11 protein-coding genes are annotated in these 14,314 nt (G+C 66.7%); 8 read left to right on the top strand and 3 right to left on the bottom strand.

Features of this window, described 5'->3' with window-relative positions; genetic code table 11:
- Positions 1-89: 89 nt before the first annotated feature.
- A complete protein-coding gene (locus OEB96_RS37025) occupies positions 90-680 on the top strand; it encodes a hypothetical protein (protein WP_266221603.1) in 591 nt (196 codons plus the stop codon).
- A 29-nt stretch (positions 681-709) separates the two neighbouring features.
- Here OEB96_RS37025 and OEB96_RS37030 read toward each other — a convergent pair whose 3' ends face one another.
- Positions 710-2,527, bottom strand: coding sequence for an acyl-CoA dehydrogenase (locus OEB96_RS37030; protein WP_266221604.1), 1,818 nt, complete (start codon positions 2,525-2,527; stop codon positions 710-712).
- Positions 2,528-2,792: 265 nt separating this feature from the next.
- On the opposite strand from OEB96_RS37030, the gene OEB96_RS37035 reads away from it, so the two are divergent.
- Positions 2,793-4,541, top strand: a complete 1,749-nt coding sequence (locus tag OEB96_RS37035) for a terpene synthase family protein (protein ID WP_266221605.1) — start codon at positions 2,793-2,795, stop codon at positions 4,539-4,541.
- A gap of 22 nt (positions 4,542-4,563) precedes the next feature.
- Here the strand turns inward: OEB96_RS37035 and OEB96_RS37040 are convergent, their stop codons facing one another.
- A complete protein-coding gene (locus OEB96_RS37040; RefSeq protein ID WP_266221606.1) occupies positions 4,564-4,968 on the bottom strand; it encodes a hypothetical protein in 405 nt (134 codons plus the stop codon).
- Positions 4,969-5,396: 428 nt separating this feature from the next.
- Between OEB96_RS37040 and OEB96_RS37045 the strand changes: the two genes are divergently transcribed.
- Together OEB96_RS37045 and OEB96_RS37050 are read left to right on the top strand one after the other, a co-directional pair.
- Entirely contained in the window at positions 5,397-5,531 is a 135-nt protein-coding gene (locus OEB96_RS37045) for a hypothetical protein (protein ID WP_266221607.1), read from the top strand.
- A 207-nt stretch (positions 5,532-5,738) separates the two neighbouring features.
- Positions 5,739-6,149, top strand: coding sequence for a hypothetical protein (locus OEB96_RS37050; RefSeq protein ID WP_266221608.1), 411 nt, complete (start codon positions 5,739-5,741; stop codon positions 6,147-6,149).
- Positions 6,150-6,165: 16 nt separating this feature from the next.
- Here the strand turns inward: OEB96_RS37050 and OEB96_RS37055 are convergent, their stop codons facing one another.
- Positions 6,166-7,422: a terpene synthase family protein gene (locus tag OEB96_RS37055; RefSeq protein WP_266221609.1), complete on the bottom strand. Its 1,257-nt coding sequence runs from the start codon at positions 7,420-7,422 to the stop codon at positions 6,166-6,168.
- A gap of 600 nt (positions 7,423-8,022) precedes the next feature.
- Here OEB96_RS37055 and OEB96_RS37060 point away from each other — a divergent pair.
- From OEB96_RS37060 to glk, 4 genes are read left to right on the top strand one after another with little or no spacing between them, the layout of a single operon-like run.
- Complete coding sequence (locus OEB96_RS37060; RefSeq protein ID WP_266221610.1) at positions 8,023-8,847, top strand: M55 family metallopeptidase; 825 nt, start codon at positions 8,023-8,025, stop codon at positions 8,845-8,847.
- A gap of 60 nt (positions 8,848-8,907) precedes the next feature.
- Entirely contained in the window at positions 8,908-10,383 is a 1,476-nt protein-coding gene (locus tag OEB96_RS37065; protein WP_266221611.1) for a sodium/glutamate symporter family protein, read from the top strand.
- A gap of 36 nt (positions 10,384-10,419) precedes the next feature.
- Positions 10,420-13,287, top strand: coding sequence for a bifunctional transaldolase/phosoglucose isomerase (locus tag OEB96_RS37070; RefSeq protein WP_266221612.1), 2,868 nt, complete (start codon positions 10,420-10,422; stop codon positions 13,285-13,287).
- Positions 13,284-14,282: a glucokinase gene (gene glk / locus OEB96_RS37075; protein ID WP_266221613.1), complete on the top strand. Its 999-nt coding sequence runs from the start codon at positions 13,284-13,286 to the stop codon at positions 14,280-14,282. The genes OEB96_RS37070 and glk overlap by 4 nt, the downstream gene beginning before the upstream one ends.
- Positions 14,283-14,314 lie beyond the last annotated feature (32 nt).

Genomic DNA, 14,314 nt, shown 5'->3' on the forward strand with positions numbered 1-14,314 from the left:
CATCAACCGATGTTTTCTTCGGCCGCCCCGCCGCATCGGTCGTGGTCGGCAGAGGACGCCGGATGCCGTCCGGGCCTATGGTTGCCCCGATGAAGCGCCCCCGCGAGGCGATCCTCTCCGCTCGGCTGGTCCTGCTGCCCTGCACGCTGCTCTCGTGCGGCGACGACCAGATCGCGCCCGCAGGCGAGACTCCACCTCCGCCCGCGACCAGCGGGTCGGCGACGACCGCCCCTACTTCCGACGACACCACGGGCGCAGGAGCGCTCTCGTGCAACGCCGACGATCCCTGCGCCGCGGACCAGGCGTGTGCCGCCGACTACGCGCTGGGCGATCCGCCCCCTCCGGCCGATGCCTTCACGTGTCGTCCCGGCTGCATCGCACCCGGAGAGCTGCTGCTTTGGTGCCTGGACGACGCCGCATGCTGCGACGGCACGCTCTGCCTCCATGGGCTGTGCGACACGCCACCCACGACCACGGCGGACGGCACGGGCTCCGACTCCGATGGCTCGAGCTCGGGCTCGGGCGGCTCCACCTCCGACACCGGCTCGACCGGCACCACCGACTCGGGCTCCACCTCCGACGCCAGCTCGAGCTCCGGCTCCACCGACTCGGGCTCGGGCACCGGCACGGGCACCGGCACCGGCACCGGCTCGGGCACGAGCTCGACCTCGGGGGTCTGAGCCCGCCCCATCCTCGTCCTCGCCGGCGGTCAGGTGAACACGCGCTCGTCGAGCGGTGACTCGTCGCCCGACTGCACCGTCTTGGCCCATGCCACCGCCTGCGGCAGCAGGTGGTTGATGTAGAAGTCGAGGCCCGCAATCTTGCGCACCCACAGCGGCCGCTCCTCACCGTGCTGGGCGATGAGCTTCTTGGCCACGCGCGCCTGATCGAGCGCCTCCACGGCCAAGAGCGTGTAGCCGAACGTCTTGAGGAACGGCACCGCCTGCAGGAACGCCACGTCGATCTTGCGGTTGCCCGCGAGCTGGCCCAGGTGCATCGCCGAGGCCCCCAGCTGCCCGATGGCGCGGTTGATGGCCGCCGCCTGCGAGCCAAACCCCTCCTTGCCCGCCTCTTGCAGCTCCCGCTGGGTGTCGGCCATCCACTCCATGAACAGCGCACCGCTGTTGATCCGCATCTTGCGTCCCAGCAGGTCCATCGCCTGGATCCCGTTGGTCCCCTCGTAGATCGACTGGACCTTCGAGTCGCGCACCAGCTGCTCCACCGGATACTCCTTGATGAAGCCGTAGCCGCCGTAGACCTGCACCGCCATCGAGGCCATCTCGAACGAGAGGTCGGTGCAGTGGGCCTTGAGCACGGGGATCAGCAGGTCCATGCGCTGACGCAGCTTCTCGGCCTTCTTGGGCTCGGTCTGCTCGAGCCCGTGCGCGAGGTCCTCGTTGAAGGCCACGCGGTAGACCGCCGCGCGAGTCGTGGCCGCCACCACCTGCAGCGTCATCAGCATGCGGCGCACGTCGGGATGCTCGATGATCGGCACCCGCCTGGCCTCGCCGTCGCGCGTACGCATCAACGCCGTGCCCTGCACGCGCTCGGCCGCGTACTGCACCGAGTACTGATAGGCCGCGTTGGCGGTGGCCACTCCCTGGCCGGCCACGCCGATCCGCGCCTCGTTCATCATGTTGAACATCAGCTCGATGCCCTGGCGCTCCTTGCCCACCAGCCAGCTCTTGCACGGCCTGTCGGCGCCCAGCGCCAGCACGCACGTGGCCGAGCCGTTGATGCCCAGCTTGTGCTCGATGGTGGTGACCTTGGCTCCGTTGCGCGCGCCGAGGTTGCCCTCGGCATCGAACTCGTACTTGGGCACGAGGAACAGCGACAGGCCCTTGGTCCCCTCGGGCGCACCGGGAGTGCGAGCGAGCACGAGGTGGACGATGTTCTCCACCAGGTCGTTGTCGCCGCCGCTGATGAAGACCTTCTCGCCCTCGAGCAGGAAGACCCCGTCCTCGGTCTCCGACGGCGTGGCCTTGCAGCGGTTGTCGCCCACCGACGAGCCCGCGCCCGCCTCGGTCAGGCACATCGTGCCCGACCACTCGCCCGTGAAGAGCTTCTGGGTGACGAGATCTCGGAAGGCATCCGGGGCAAACGCCGCCACCATGCGACCTGCCGCCGCGGTGAGACCCGGGTACATCATGAAGGCGCAGCACGCAGCCGTGAACACCTCGTTGCACACCATGGCCACTGCGCGAGGCATGCCGGAACCGCCTTGATCGACCGGAGCGGAGGACGCGATCCACCCGCCCTCGGCCATGCGATCCCAGGCGTCCTTGTAGCCTTCGGGGGTGGTCACGTTTCCTTCGTCGTCCAGCGAACAACCTTGGCGGTCGCCGATGCGGTCGACGGGATGTAGGACCTCCTCCGCCATCCGCTTGATCTCGCGGAAGGTGGCGGTGTAGGTGTCGCGGTCGAGCTCCGCGAACGCCGGAAGCGCCGAGAGGCGCTCGTGGGCGCGTAGCTGCTCGAAGAAGACGAATTCAACGTCGTCGATGTCGACTCGGAACGGTGTGCTCATGGGGTGCCGGGCGGGAGGATAGCAGGGCGGGGCAGAGGATCACATTGGACATCTCGGAAGATCCGGGTTCGACCTACGGCTCGTCGTTCACACTGGCACTCGGTGGCACCACGTAGGAGTCTTCGGGATACGGGGAAACACCTACACGTTTCCTTCGACATCGAGTTCGCACAGCACTCCTCGAGTCGTACCCACGAACGATTCGAAGCCCGTTCGCGAACGATTGGTTCTATCCCCAGAACCCTCTTTCGTTGTACACAAGAACGTGCGATACGGTTCGGCGGAGAGCATCCAACGGCAATACGACGTAGCTACGACGAGCGCCAAGCGAGATCCTCGTTCTCGCGACGACTGCATGTGCAGCACCAGACTGGACGACACGAGTGAGAGCAGCAACGAGCTACGACGTCGGGTAGAGCTCGATTCCTTCCTCATCGTGGCACGCCAAATGGACGGAGATGATCCAGTACTGGGTTCGAGTAGCGATGCCAGAATGTCGGCAGGAGACCATGGACCGCTCTCGACCATACCCATGGCACGGGAACTGCATCGATCCACGGACTCGCAAGCGCACGAGGTCATCGATAGCGAGGAAGTTGGAGCAATTGGACGCACCGTCCAGGCCTGGGCCAGTTCCTACGGAATGGTCGATCGTGCCGATCGCGAGCACCGACACGTCATCCTCCACGCCTCGCGGCTCGTCACCGCACTCGATCCACCCCTGGATCTTCGAACTCGCGAGGTCCTCGTCAAGGCGGTGACGTGGCTGGTCGTCTCGGAGAGGGCCGACGGCAGCCAGCCCCTCCGGGCGCTGCTCCACGATGCGCGAGGGAGCGGTCCCATCGAGAAGGCCGCGGCCGCCCTCCTCCAGGAGATGAAGGAACTCGATCTGGTCCTCGACGACCAAGCCTGGGAACTCGCATCTCGGCCCAAGACCGATGTCTCGACAGTCGACCGCGCCGCGCACTGGCTCGATGCTCTCTTGTGGGCCACGACGCACGACCAGCCCGTGCCCGCGCTGGACATCGAGCTGCTCCTCCCGCCCGCATGGATTGCAGATGTCAATCCATGTGCCTTCGATGTCGAGGCCGACGTAGAGGCGTGGTTGCGAGCCATTGGGGTGATCAAGAGCGACGAGACCCGACGGGTGTTCCAGGAGCTCACCGTCGCGGAATACGTGGGCTGGCCGTGTCCCCAGGCGACCTACGATCAACTATGGGTCGTCATGGGATTCCTCTCCCTGTGGATCTTCCATGATGACAACCTCGAGGGGGTCGGCGCCGAGTCGCCCGAGTTGCTGGCGCAAGCGATCAGCGGACATCTCGAGCTCGACGACCCCGCACTCTCGAATCGCTACCTCCGCGGATGGGCGGAGCTTGGCTGGCGCCTTGCTCGCGCGATGAGCCCTCGCTGGCTCGAGCGACATCATGACAGCTTCCTCGAGTGGGTCGATGCCGTGGGCCAGGAAGCAGCGGCACTGCACGCCTATCGTCAAGAGGAGCATGTGCCCACGGTCGAGCAGTACTTCGAACTTCGTCGCAAGACGATCGGCACATACCCAACGTCCAACTTCCTGGAGTACTTCCTCGGCCTCGAGCTTCCCGAGGAAGTCCTCCAGTCACCGCGGTTCGCAACCATTCTGGATACGATGACCGACATCGTGTCCATTCACAACGACCTCTTTGGGTTCTCCACCGACACGACGAGGCAGATGCTCAATCTCGTGTTCAGCCGCGTGGCCGAAGGCGCCTCTTGCCACGACGCCTTCTGCGAGCTGGCCGACCTCCACAACGAGAAGATCCGATCGCTTGCCGGTGACCTGGCCGCGCTGGAACAGGAATCCGACGAAGAGATTCGAGACATGATGCAACAATGGACGCGCGGCGTGCAGACGATCGTGTCGGGCTTCGTCCAGTGGCATGCAATGACGCCTCGCTATAGTGATGTGCACCGACTCCCCGACGGCAAGGTCGTGCGGGTCGTCCTGGCCCCCGACCCCATGCTGGACGACTAGCAGCCCGAGGTGGGCCGAGGCACTACGGTGCAGTCTTGCTGTTCTCGAGCTGCTCGCGGAGCCACTTGTGTGCGCTGTCGCTATCGTTGAAGAACGCCGTCGTATTCTTGTCGGCACTGTTCAGAATCGAAATCGCGGTGAGGACCAACTTGGCCAGCGTTCGCTGGGCAAATCCACCCCCTACGACCGCGATGGCCCACGTGGGCAGTCGACGAAGCCGTTCGGCAGTAATTCGACGAGCGTCGGGCGAGGCACCGTCGATGTCGGCCATGATGGCCTCGAACGCGAAGAACGGCTCGTCCTTGACGAACTCCTCGATCCGATCGAGAACTATCGTGATCTCGTCGGCTTCGAGCCTTCCGTGAAACCGCACGCTCACGAAGCCTGGCTCCACGAACTCGAGTTCTGTAGTCTGCGGCTGCCTCATGCGGTCGACGTCTCGCGTCGAACTCTATCACGTCGAAAAATCAAGATCCGCGAGGCAGCTAACTTGCTGAAACCATGACGAAATCGTCGGAAGCGCAGCGAACGCGGGCATCCGACGTCGGCTCCGTGGAAAACCCTTCTCGGACGCGGTCGTGGAGCTTCGATGCGATGACGGCACGGCCGGCACGACCACCAGTCCGAGGCTCCAGTCGTCGTCCATCCGGACACTCCCTTCGCCGCAAAATTCATCGTGTTCCTGCGCGTGAGAGGGGCCGTTCGTTCCTCGGGCTACGAGTCGAGCGCGCATGCTCATCGCGACCGAGATCACCACATTCCTCGAGCGCCGGTGTCTCGCCACCAGCGAGACTCCGGGGAATCGATGCACGTTCGCTCTTGGTCGCCCGGTCCCAACGCCCATCCTCCGCTCCCATGCGCACCTACATCTCAGTGGACCTCGACCAGGTGATCCGCGGCGAGTCCGGTTGCCCCGAGGCCCGCCGCCCGATGACCAGCGAGGCCCACGCGGCCACCGCGGGCGCTTTCGATACGGGCGACGGGATGTAGGACCTCCTCCGCCATCTGCTCGATTTCGCAGAAGATGGCGCCAGCGCATGAGAAACGATCCGCTCGGCGGGAATGCGGCAAGGCTGGCCACCGCATCCGCGCGGTCCCGTTGTAAGGGTTTGACTTATCAGATGAAACCGTACCGTGATATTGCTCGCCCTTCCCCCCAGGAGATACAGTCTGCCCAATCCCAGGCAGAGGATACCGATGGACGATCAGCGCGGCGAATTTCGCTTCACACCACCCAACCGGGGGTGGATCAAGGTCTTCGGGAGGGTCTCCGAGGAGCAGGTTTCCGAGGTCCTACGGGGTGCCGTCGATGCGTCCGTTGGGCTCCCCTACTTCCTGATGGAAGTCGACATATCCGAGATGGAGGGCGCAACTCCCGAGGCGAGGAGGGTCTCCGCCAAGTTCTTCCACCAGATGCCACCCCTGGCGTTTGCGGTGCTCGGCGGCACATTTGCCCAGCGTACGATTGCCAAGCTGGTGCTCAAGGCTTCCGAGATGCTACTGAAGGACAACAAGCAAGTCTCTGCATTCTTCTCGGATCACGAGTCAGCAGACAAGTGGTTGGAGACTCGCGCAAAGCACTTCGAGACCCACGGGCGGTTCAAGTGAGCGTCGTCGTCCGCTCTCACAGGCCGGCTGGCAATTTCATGGGATGTCGGAACTCCACCACGGGATGCTCGGCCTCGAAATACGAAGGGCATGTGAGCTGCCACTTCCAGTATCCTCGCAGGAAGCTCCGAAGATAGTTGGCGTACTTCTGAAGGTCCTGCGAGGAGTCCGTGTCGAGTTCTTCTAGTTGTCTTGCGGCATGCAGGAACGCATGATTCTCCTGCTCCAGCAGGGTGCAGACATCCTCCAAGGCATAGCGCATGGCGTCTCGCTCGTTCATCGCGAGCATGTTTCCCTCGTAGAGGTACAAGACCGTATTGAGAGCACCACTGCGGAGATCGATCACGACCGACGCGATGTCATTGAGCAAGGCGGCGATCGTGCTCAGTCGCCTGAGTGCCTCGACGAAGACCGTCGATTGCCGAGTCTCGTCGGACAACGATGGCGAACCAGGATCTCCCACTTCCGTGAGCAAGATCTGTGCGATCATCCCGCCGTCATCGCAGCGTACTCGGATGACCTCGTCGATCGAGTCGAAGACATCCATCCGCCCTCGCACGCCGATGTTGCGAGAGAAGATATAGCGACGAAGCTCTGATGCTATCGTTTGCATCCAAACCGTCGATGCACCCGCTCGCTGCCAAGCGAGGCGCGCGACGGCAGCGAATCCCTGCTGCTGCAGCGGGATCTCCACCGGAGCAGAGGGCAGCGCATCCGCCTGGAAGAAGGCGGCACCCTCGAGCAACAGTCGCCGACACTCATCATGCGTGAGATTGATCGTGTGCTTGTAGTCGAGCGCACTATTGATCAGCCACCACTCCAGGGACAGTCGGCACAGCGCCTTCGCCTCTTCCACCCCGGCCATGGGCGCGGTGGCGGAGTAGATGTCGACGGTCTTTCGCGAGAGGATGCGCAGTATCTTGCGTTCGGCCAGTGGGGCGTACTCCTCGATCAACGACAGGAACAGCGAGTCGTAGTCCGCCAGAGGATGAGTCGGGGGCGGGGTCGGAGGGCTGGTCTCGAGACCGGCGATGGCTCGCTCGGCGAACGGCCGAAGAGACCAGAGGGTGCTCCCTCCGCTTGCCTGTCTTTTCATCATGTGCATCGACCAACTCTCGGCTCCCTTGATCGGCCTTTCGCCCGCGCAGACCTTGCTTGGGAGTCGTGGATCCAAGCACTTTGCAGCTTCCCCCAACCCCATCGATTCATCGCTCCATGGCAATGGCCGTCGTCGATCGAGCATCACCGCACCCATTGATTGCTCGTCATTCATCGCAGTGATCTCGCGTCGAAATCAGTGAACTCCGAGCATGCTGCTCACTGTTGGTCCTTGCCGCCCTGGACCAGCATCGTCTCATGAAGACGTGGCGCGGGACATTCGAAGAGTCGAGCCGCTCTTCCAGTGCAATCGAGTGTGGAGATGGAACAGCTGGGCTCCCATGATCCACTCTTGCTTGCCTTCCCGCCGATCCTCGGGAACAGGGCTTTCCACAAGCATCGGCGGTTCTCCAATGATCCCCAACTTTTAAATAACGTTGATTCCCCCGACAGGTCAACCCTCACCGTGGATCGTCATCCCGTGACCAGAACCTTGCTAAGCTTTTCCCTTATGACTTTGTGACCGAGACCCACGAGCACACGAGAAATGAGGGACCACGCCATATGGAAGGAGGACACAGGGGGGCTAGTCGCACTGAGAACCACACTGCAAAGGGGACCAGAGCGGATTGGAGGACCGCTGTGACTTGAACACGCACGCGAGTCTGGGCGACGTTCTTGTCGTGAATCGTATGCAATCATGCCACATAGTCCACGAACGCCGTGACCCGCGAAGCCCTCTGCTGGGCCAACGACGACGCTATCCTCCTCGTCCATGCGCACCTACATCTCCGTGGACCTCGAGGGGGTCGCCGGCGTCGTTCGCCGCCACCAGGTGATCCGCGGCGAGTCCGGCTACGCCGAGGCGTGCCGCCTGATGACCGGCGAGGCCAACGCGGCCGCCGCGGGCGCCATCGATGCGGGCGCCACCGAGGTGCTGGTCAACGACTCGCACGGGGACATGTGCAACCTGGTCCTCGAAGACCTCGATCCCCGGGTGCAGGTGCTGTCGGGCAACCTCAAGCGCTTCAGCATGGCCGAGGGCGTGCAGGACGGCCGCTTCGGGATCGCGCTGTTCGTGGGCTACCACGGGGGCATGGGCACGCAGGATGCGATCCTCGATCACACCTATCGCAGCGCGGTGCTGTGGTCGGTTCGCGTCAACGGCCAGACCATGAACGAGGCGGCCCTCAACGCGATGGTCGCGGGCGCAGCCGGAACCCCGGTGGGGCTGGTCACCGGTGACGCATCCACCTGCGAGCAATGCCGATCCCTGCTCCCCGGAATCGAGACGGTGACCGTGAAGTGGGCCGTCAGCCGTCTCGCGGCCCGCTCGCTGCACCCGATGAAGGCCCGTGCGGCCATCCGCGAGGCGGCCGCCAGGGTGGTGGCCTCGGCCGATCGCTTCCAGCCGTTCCGCCCCGAGCCTCCCTACGTCCTCGAGCTCGACACGATCGACACCGCGATGGCCGACGCAGCGGCGATCATGCCGGGCGTGGAACGTCCGGCTGCTCGCACGCTCCGATACGTGGCCGACGACGTGAGCACTCTGTTTCGCGCCTTGCTGGCCATGCTGCGCCTGGGCGGCACGGCGAGCTGATCCCGAGCCCGCAGGGCGGGCTCGCCTCGCTGCTGCCCCGCTCTGATACCCTCGGCACGCGTGCACTACTGGCAGTCCAACATCCCCGCGTCCGCGCTGCTGGTCGACCTCGCAGCCCTGGCGGGGCTGTTGGCGGTGGCGATGGTGCTGGTGCGGGTGATCCCGGTGCTGCGCCGGTTGTCGATCCCGGCGGCGATCCTGGCGGGCCTGCTCGGCCTGGCCCTCGGACCCAGCGGCGCGGGCCTGGTGCCCATCGAGCAAGATGCGCTGGAGCTGCTGGTCTACCACGCGTTCGCGCTGATGTTCATCGCGGTGGGCCTACAGTCGGCGCCCCGCCAGCGGCGGCCGGGAGCGGCACGCTCGTTCGCGGTGGGCAATGCAACCGTTGGAGTCGCCCAGGCGATCCTCGGCTTGCTGTTCGTGGCGGCCTGGCTCGCGCTCGAGCCGCTGCACCCGGGCTTCGGGCTGATGATCACGCTGGGCTTCCAGCAGGGCCCCGGCCAGGCGCTGTCGCTGGGCGGAGCATGGGAGAGCGCGGGCATGCTGCACGGGGGGCAGATCGGCCTCATCTTTGCCACGCTGGGCTTCCTCTACTGCTTCGTGCTCGGCGTACCCATGGTGTGGATCGCACGGCGGCGCGGCTGGCTGACCCGCGAGGAGACGGCCGGGCTCGCCGCCCCGAGCGAGCCGATGACCGAACGCCCGGCCGATCCCGAGGCCCATGCGACCCAGGAACCGCTGTCGACGCAGCTGGTGATCATGGGCTGCATCTACTTCGCGGTGTTCGGGATCATCACGGGCCTGGTCGCCCTGCTGCCCCCCGGCAGCAAGCTGGGCGACACGCTGTGGGGCATGCACTTCATCCTGGGCTCGCTGCTGGCCATCGGACTGCGCCGCGGTGCGCAGCGCATGGGCCATGACGCGCCGTTCCACGATGGCATGCTGGCGCGCATCTCGGTGGTCACGGTCGAGCTGACCACGGCGGGGGCAATTGCGGCCGTCCGACTCGAGGTGCTGGGCGCATGGCTGGTGCCCATCTTGCTGATGACGCTGCTGGCCGGGGTGCTCACCCTCGCGGGAACCCTGTGGCTGTCGCGGCGAGCGTTCCCCGAGGCTCCGTTCTCGCACGGGTTGGTGCTGTTCGGCGCGGGCACGGGCACGATCTCCACGGGGCTGGCCCTGCTCCGTACGATTGATCCCGAGCTGCGCGGCCCGGTGGCTCGCAACGCCGTGATCGGCGCGACGGCCTCGATCCCGTTCAACGCCCCGCTGTTCATGGTGGTCATCCCGCTGGTCGCGGTGCCACAGTGGGGTCACGGACCGGTCGCGGCCCTGGGCATCCCGCTGGCCGCCCTCGGGGTGTACCTGGCCGCGCTGGTGGTCTCGTGGCGGGTGTTCACGCCGCTGCGGCTACTCCGCCCGCTGCGCTCGCCGTGGCCCCCCGATCCCCCCGAAGGCGCGGACTCCCGCCCCGCGAACGACGGCCTTGCCTCGAGCGAGGCCGTTGCCTACATACCCAGCCAAGGGGACGCCTAGCCCGCGGCAGCGGCTCGTCCCGAGGAGATCAAGCCGATGAATCCCCTGCAGCAGCTGGCCGAGCAGGGCCAGTCGATCTGGCTCGACTACATCCGACGGGGCATGACCCGCAGCGGCGAGCTGAAACGGCTCATCGAGGAGGATGGCCTGCGCGGCATGACCTCCAACCCGGCGATCTTCCAGAAGTCGATCACGGGCAGCGACGACTACGACGACGTGATGGGCGAGCTCATCGCCAACCCCGAGCTCGACGCCAAGCAGATCTTCGAGCGCCTGGCGGTGGTCGACATCCGCGAGGCGGCCGATGCCCTGCGCTCGGTCTACGAGGCCACCGACGGGGTCGACGGCTACGTGAGCCTCGAGGTCTCGCCGAGCCTGGCGTTCGATGCCGACGGCACGATCGAGGAGGCCAGGCGGCTGTGGGAGGCGGTCGGGCGCGACAACCTGATGATCAAGGTCCCGGGCACACCGCAGGGGCTGCGGGCGATCGAGCAGCTCATCGGCGAGGGCATCAACGTCAACGTGACCTTGATCTTCTCGCGGCACGCCTACCGCGACATCGCCCACGCGTATCTGGCGGGGCTCGAGCGTCGGGCTGCGGCCGGGGGCGAGCTGCGGCGGGTGGCCAGCGTGGCGAGCTTCTTCGTCAGCCGCATCGACACGGAGATCGACGCCCGGCTCGATGCCCTGCGCGGGACCGGACCCGACGCGGAAGCCCTCGCCGCGCTGCGGGGCCAGGCCGCGGTGGCCAACGCCAAGCTCGCGTATGCGATCTACCAGGAGCTCACGGCCAGCGCGCGCTGGCAGGCGCTGGCGGCCAGGGGCGCGCGCCCGCAGCGATTGCTGTGGGCCAGCACGGGCACCAAGGACCCGGCCTACAGCGACGTGAAGTACATCGACGAGCTGTGCGGGCCCGACACGGTCAACACGGCGCCGCCGCAGACGGTCGAGGCGTTTCGCGATCACGGGCGTGCCGAGCCGGCGCTGCTGCGCGGGATCGAGGAGGCGCCGGGGGTGATCGACCGGCTCGCAGGGCTGGGCATCGACCTCGACGAGGTCACCGCGCTGCTGCTCGAGCGCGGGGTGGTGCTGTTCGAGGACGCCATGGACGCGCTGCTGGCCACCATCGCCGACATGCAGCGGCGCCAGCGAGGGCCACGGCTCGATCGCACGGGCAGCTCGCTGCCCCAGGCGCTGCAGGACGCGCTGACCCAGGCCATGCGCGAGTGGGACGCGGCCGGCAACACGGCCAAGCTGTGGGCCAAGGATCCCTCGCTGTGGACCCGTCGAGGCGAGGAGCAGTGGCTGGCTTGGCTCGACGAGGTCGACCGCCAGCGCGAGCACCAGGAGCGGCTGGCCGGGCTTCAGGCGCTGCTCGAGAGCCGGGGGCTCACCCACGTGCTGCTGCTGGGCATGGGTGGCTCGAGCCTGGGGCCCGACGTGCTCGCCCGCACCTTCGGGGCGCACGTGCCCAAGGGCTCGCTCGTGCTGGGGATCGTCGATTCCACCGATCCCACGCAGATCGCCGCGATCGAGGCCTCGGTGCCGCTGTCGTCGACGCTGTTCATCGTGTCGAGCAAGTCGGGCAGCACGCTCGAGCCCAAGGTGCTGCTGTCGTACTTCCTCGAGCGCATGGAGCAGGTGGTGGGGGCCGACCGGGCCGGCGGCCACTTCATCGCCATCACCGACCCCGGCTCGCAGCTCGAGGCGTTCGCCAAGGAGCACCGATTCCTGCGCGTGTTCTCGGGGGTGCCCCAGATCGGCGGGCGCTTCTCGGTGTTCTCGAGCTTCGGCATGGTGCCCGCCGCCGTGATGGGCATGGACACCACCGGCTTCCTCGACGAGGCGGCGCTGATGGTCGACGCCTGCCGCAACGACGTGGCCGCCGACAACCCCGGCGTACAGCTGGGCTTGATGATGGGCCTGGCTGCCAAGGCGGGTCGCGACAAGCTCACCCTGGTGGCCTCGCCTCGAATCGCTCCGTTTGGCGCGTGGCTCGAGCAGCTGGTGGCGGAGTCGACGGGCAAGCAAGGCAAGGCGATCATTCCGCTCGAGGGCGAGCTGCTGCTGCCGCCCGAGCGCTACGGCGACGACCGTCTGTTCGTACATCTACGGCTGCGCTCGACCCCGCATGCCGCCCAGGATCGAGCGATGGCCGCGATCGAGGCCGCCGGCCACGCGGTGGTGCACATCGAGCTCGACGACGTGCACGCGCTGTCGCAGGAGATGTTCCGCTGGGAGGTGGCCACCGCGGTGGCGGGCGCGGTGCTCGGGATCAACCCGTTCGATCAGCCCGACGTGGAATCGGCCAAGGTCGAAACGCGAGCCATGATGGAGGCGTTCGAGCGCGATGGGGCGCTCCCGGCCGAGACGCCGATCCATCGGGAGGCCGGCCTGAGTCTGTTCACCGACGAGGCCAACGCCACGGCCCTGCGAGGGGCCGCGGGCGAGGGTGCGGGCCTGGTCGCCCTCTTGCGGGCGCACCTGGGGCGGATCCGAGCGGGGGACTACTTCGCGCTCCTGGCCTACGTGCCCATGCTCGAGCCTCACGAGCGCGCGCTCGGGCGCGTCCGCACCCGGGTGCTGGAGCGCACCGGGAATGCCACGTGCCTGGGCTTCGGGCCGCGCTTCCTGCACAGCACGGGGCAGGCCTACAAGGGCGGGCCAAACTCCGGCGTATTCTTGCAGATCACCTGCGATGACGCGCAGGATCTACCGGTGCCCGGACAACGCTACAGCTTTGGGATCGTCAAGGCCGCCCAGGCCCGCGGCGACTTCGAGGTCCTGGTCGGTCGTGAGCGCCGCGCCCTGAGGATCCACCTCGGAGCCGACGTGGGGGCGGGCCTGGCGGCTCTGGACACGGCAATCTCCCAGGCATCGAGTGAGGAGGACACCGGAGCATGAAGATCCTCTCCGGGGACATCGGCGGTACCAACTCTCGTCTGGCCCTCTGCGACGTGGAGGGCAACACCGTTCGCCGCGACATCCAAGCCATCTACGACAGCCGGCGCTACGAGAGCCTGGCGGACATCGCCCGCGCCTTCATCACCGAGCACAAGGTGGAGGTGGAGACGGCCTGCTTCGGCGTGCCCGGCCCCGTGCACGGGCGGCAGGCCAGGGTCACGAACCTGCCGTGGCGGGTCGATGCCGACGAGCTCGAGCGCAACCTGGCCATCGACTCGGTCTACTTGCTCAACGATCTCGAGGCCAACGCCCACGGCCTGGCCACCCTGACCGAGGCCGACTTTCGCGAGCTGCGACCCGGGGAGCCGGGCGCCGTGGGCAACGCCGGCCTGCTGTCTGCGGGCACGGGCCTGGGGGAGGCCGGGCTGTTCTGGGATGGCCGTCACCATCGGCCCTTTGCGTGCGAGGGGGGCCACACCGACTTCGCCCCCGGGGACGACGACGAGATCGAGCTGCTGCGGTTCCTGCGCGCCCGCGTGGGCGGCCACGTGAGCTGGGAGCGCGTGGTCTCGGGCCCAGGCATGGTCACGCTCTACGAGTTCCTCAAGCAGCGCGACCCCGGTGCAGAGTCCAAGGAGGTCGCCGAGGCCCTGGCGAACGGCGATCCAGCGGAGGAGATCACCAAGGCGGCCCTCCGGGGAGGCGACTCGCTGAGCGAGCGTACCGTGCAGTGGTTCTTGGCGCTCTACGGAGCCGAGGCGGGCAACGTGGCGCTCAAGTTCTTTGCGGTCGGAGGCGTGTACCTCGGCGGGGGGATCGCCCCCAAGCTCGCGTCGCTGCTGCCGCAGTCGCGCTTCATCGAGCGCTTTGGGGGCAAGGGACGCATGGGCGCCCTGCTCGATCGCATCGGCCTGAGCATCGTGATGAACGACAAGGCCGCGCTGCAAGGTGCGGCTTCGTACGCGGCTCGCCGCTCTCGCGGCGAGCCCGTGTGAACCCGGAGGCGGGCGCTGCCCGCCGACAAGGC

Origin of the sequence: Paraliomyxa miuraensis, assembly GCF_026337845.1 — a bacterium.
Lineage (GTDB): Bacteria > Myxococcota_A > Polyangia > Nannocystales > Nannocystaceae > Paraliomyxa > Paraliomyxa miuraensis.

Bases quoted from the DNA above. Each gene is read 5' to 3' on its own strand.
- OEB96_RS37070 (WP_266221612.1), top strand. From the start codon at position 10,420: ATGAATCCCCTGCAGCAGCTGGCCGAGCAGGGCCAGTCGATCTGGCTC.
- OEB96_RS37060 (WP_266221610.1), top strand. From the start codon at position 8,023: ATGCGCACCTACATCTCCGTGGACCTCGAGGGGGTCGCCGGCGTCGTT.
- OEB96_RS37040 (WP_266221606.1), bottom strand. From the start codon at position 4,968: ATGAGGCAGCCGCAGACTACAGAACTCGAGTTCGTGGAGCCAGGCTTC.
- glk (WP_266221613.1), top strand. From the start codon at position 13,284: ATGAAGATCCTCTCCGGGGACATCGGCGGTACCAACTCTCGTCTGGCC.
- OEB96_RS37025 (WP_266221603.1), top strand. From the start codon at position 90: ATGAAGCGCCCCCGCGAGGCGATCCTCTCCGCTCGGCTGGTCCTGCTG.
- OEB96_RS37045 (WP_266221607.1), top strand. From the start codon at position 5,397: ATGCGCACCTACATCTCAGTGGACCTCGACCAGGTGATCCGCGGCGAG.
- OEB96_RS37055 (WP_266221609.1), bottom strand. From the start codon at position 7,422: ATGAATGACGAGCAATCAATGGGTGCGGTGATGCTCGATCGACGACGG.
- OEB96_RS37050 (WP_266221608.1), top strand. From the start codon at position 5,739: ATGGACGATCAGCGCGGCGAATTTCGCTTCACACCACCCAACCGGGGG.
- OEB96_RS37030 (WP_266221604.1), bottom strand. From the start codon at position 2,527: ATGAGCACACCGTTCCGAGTCGACATCGACGACGTTGAATTCGTCTTC.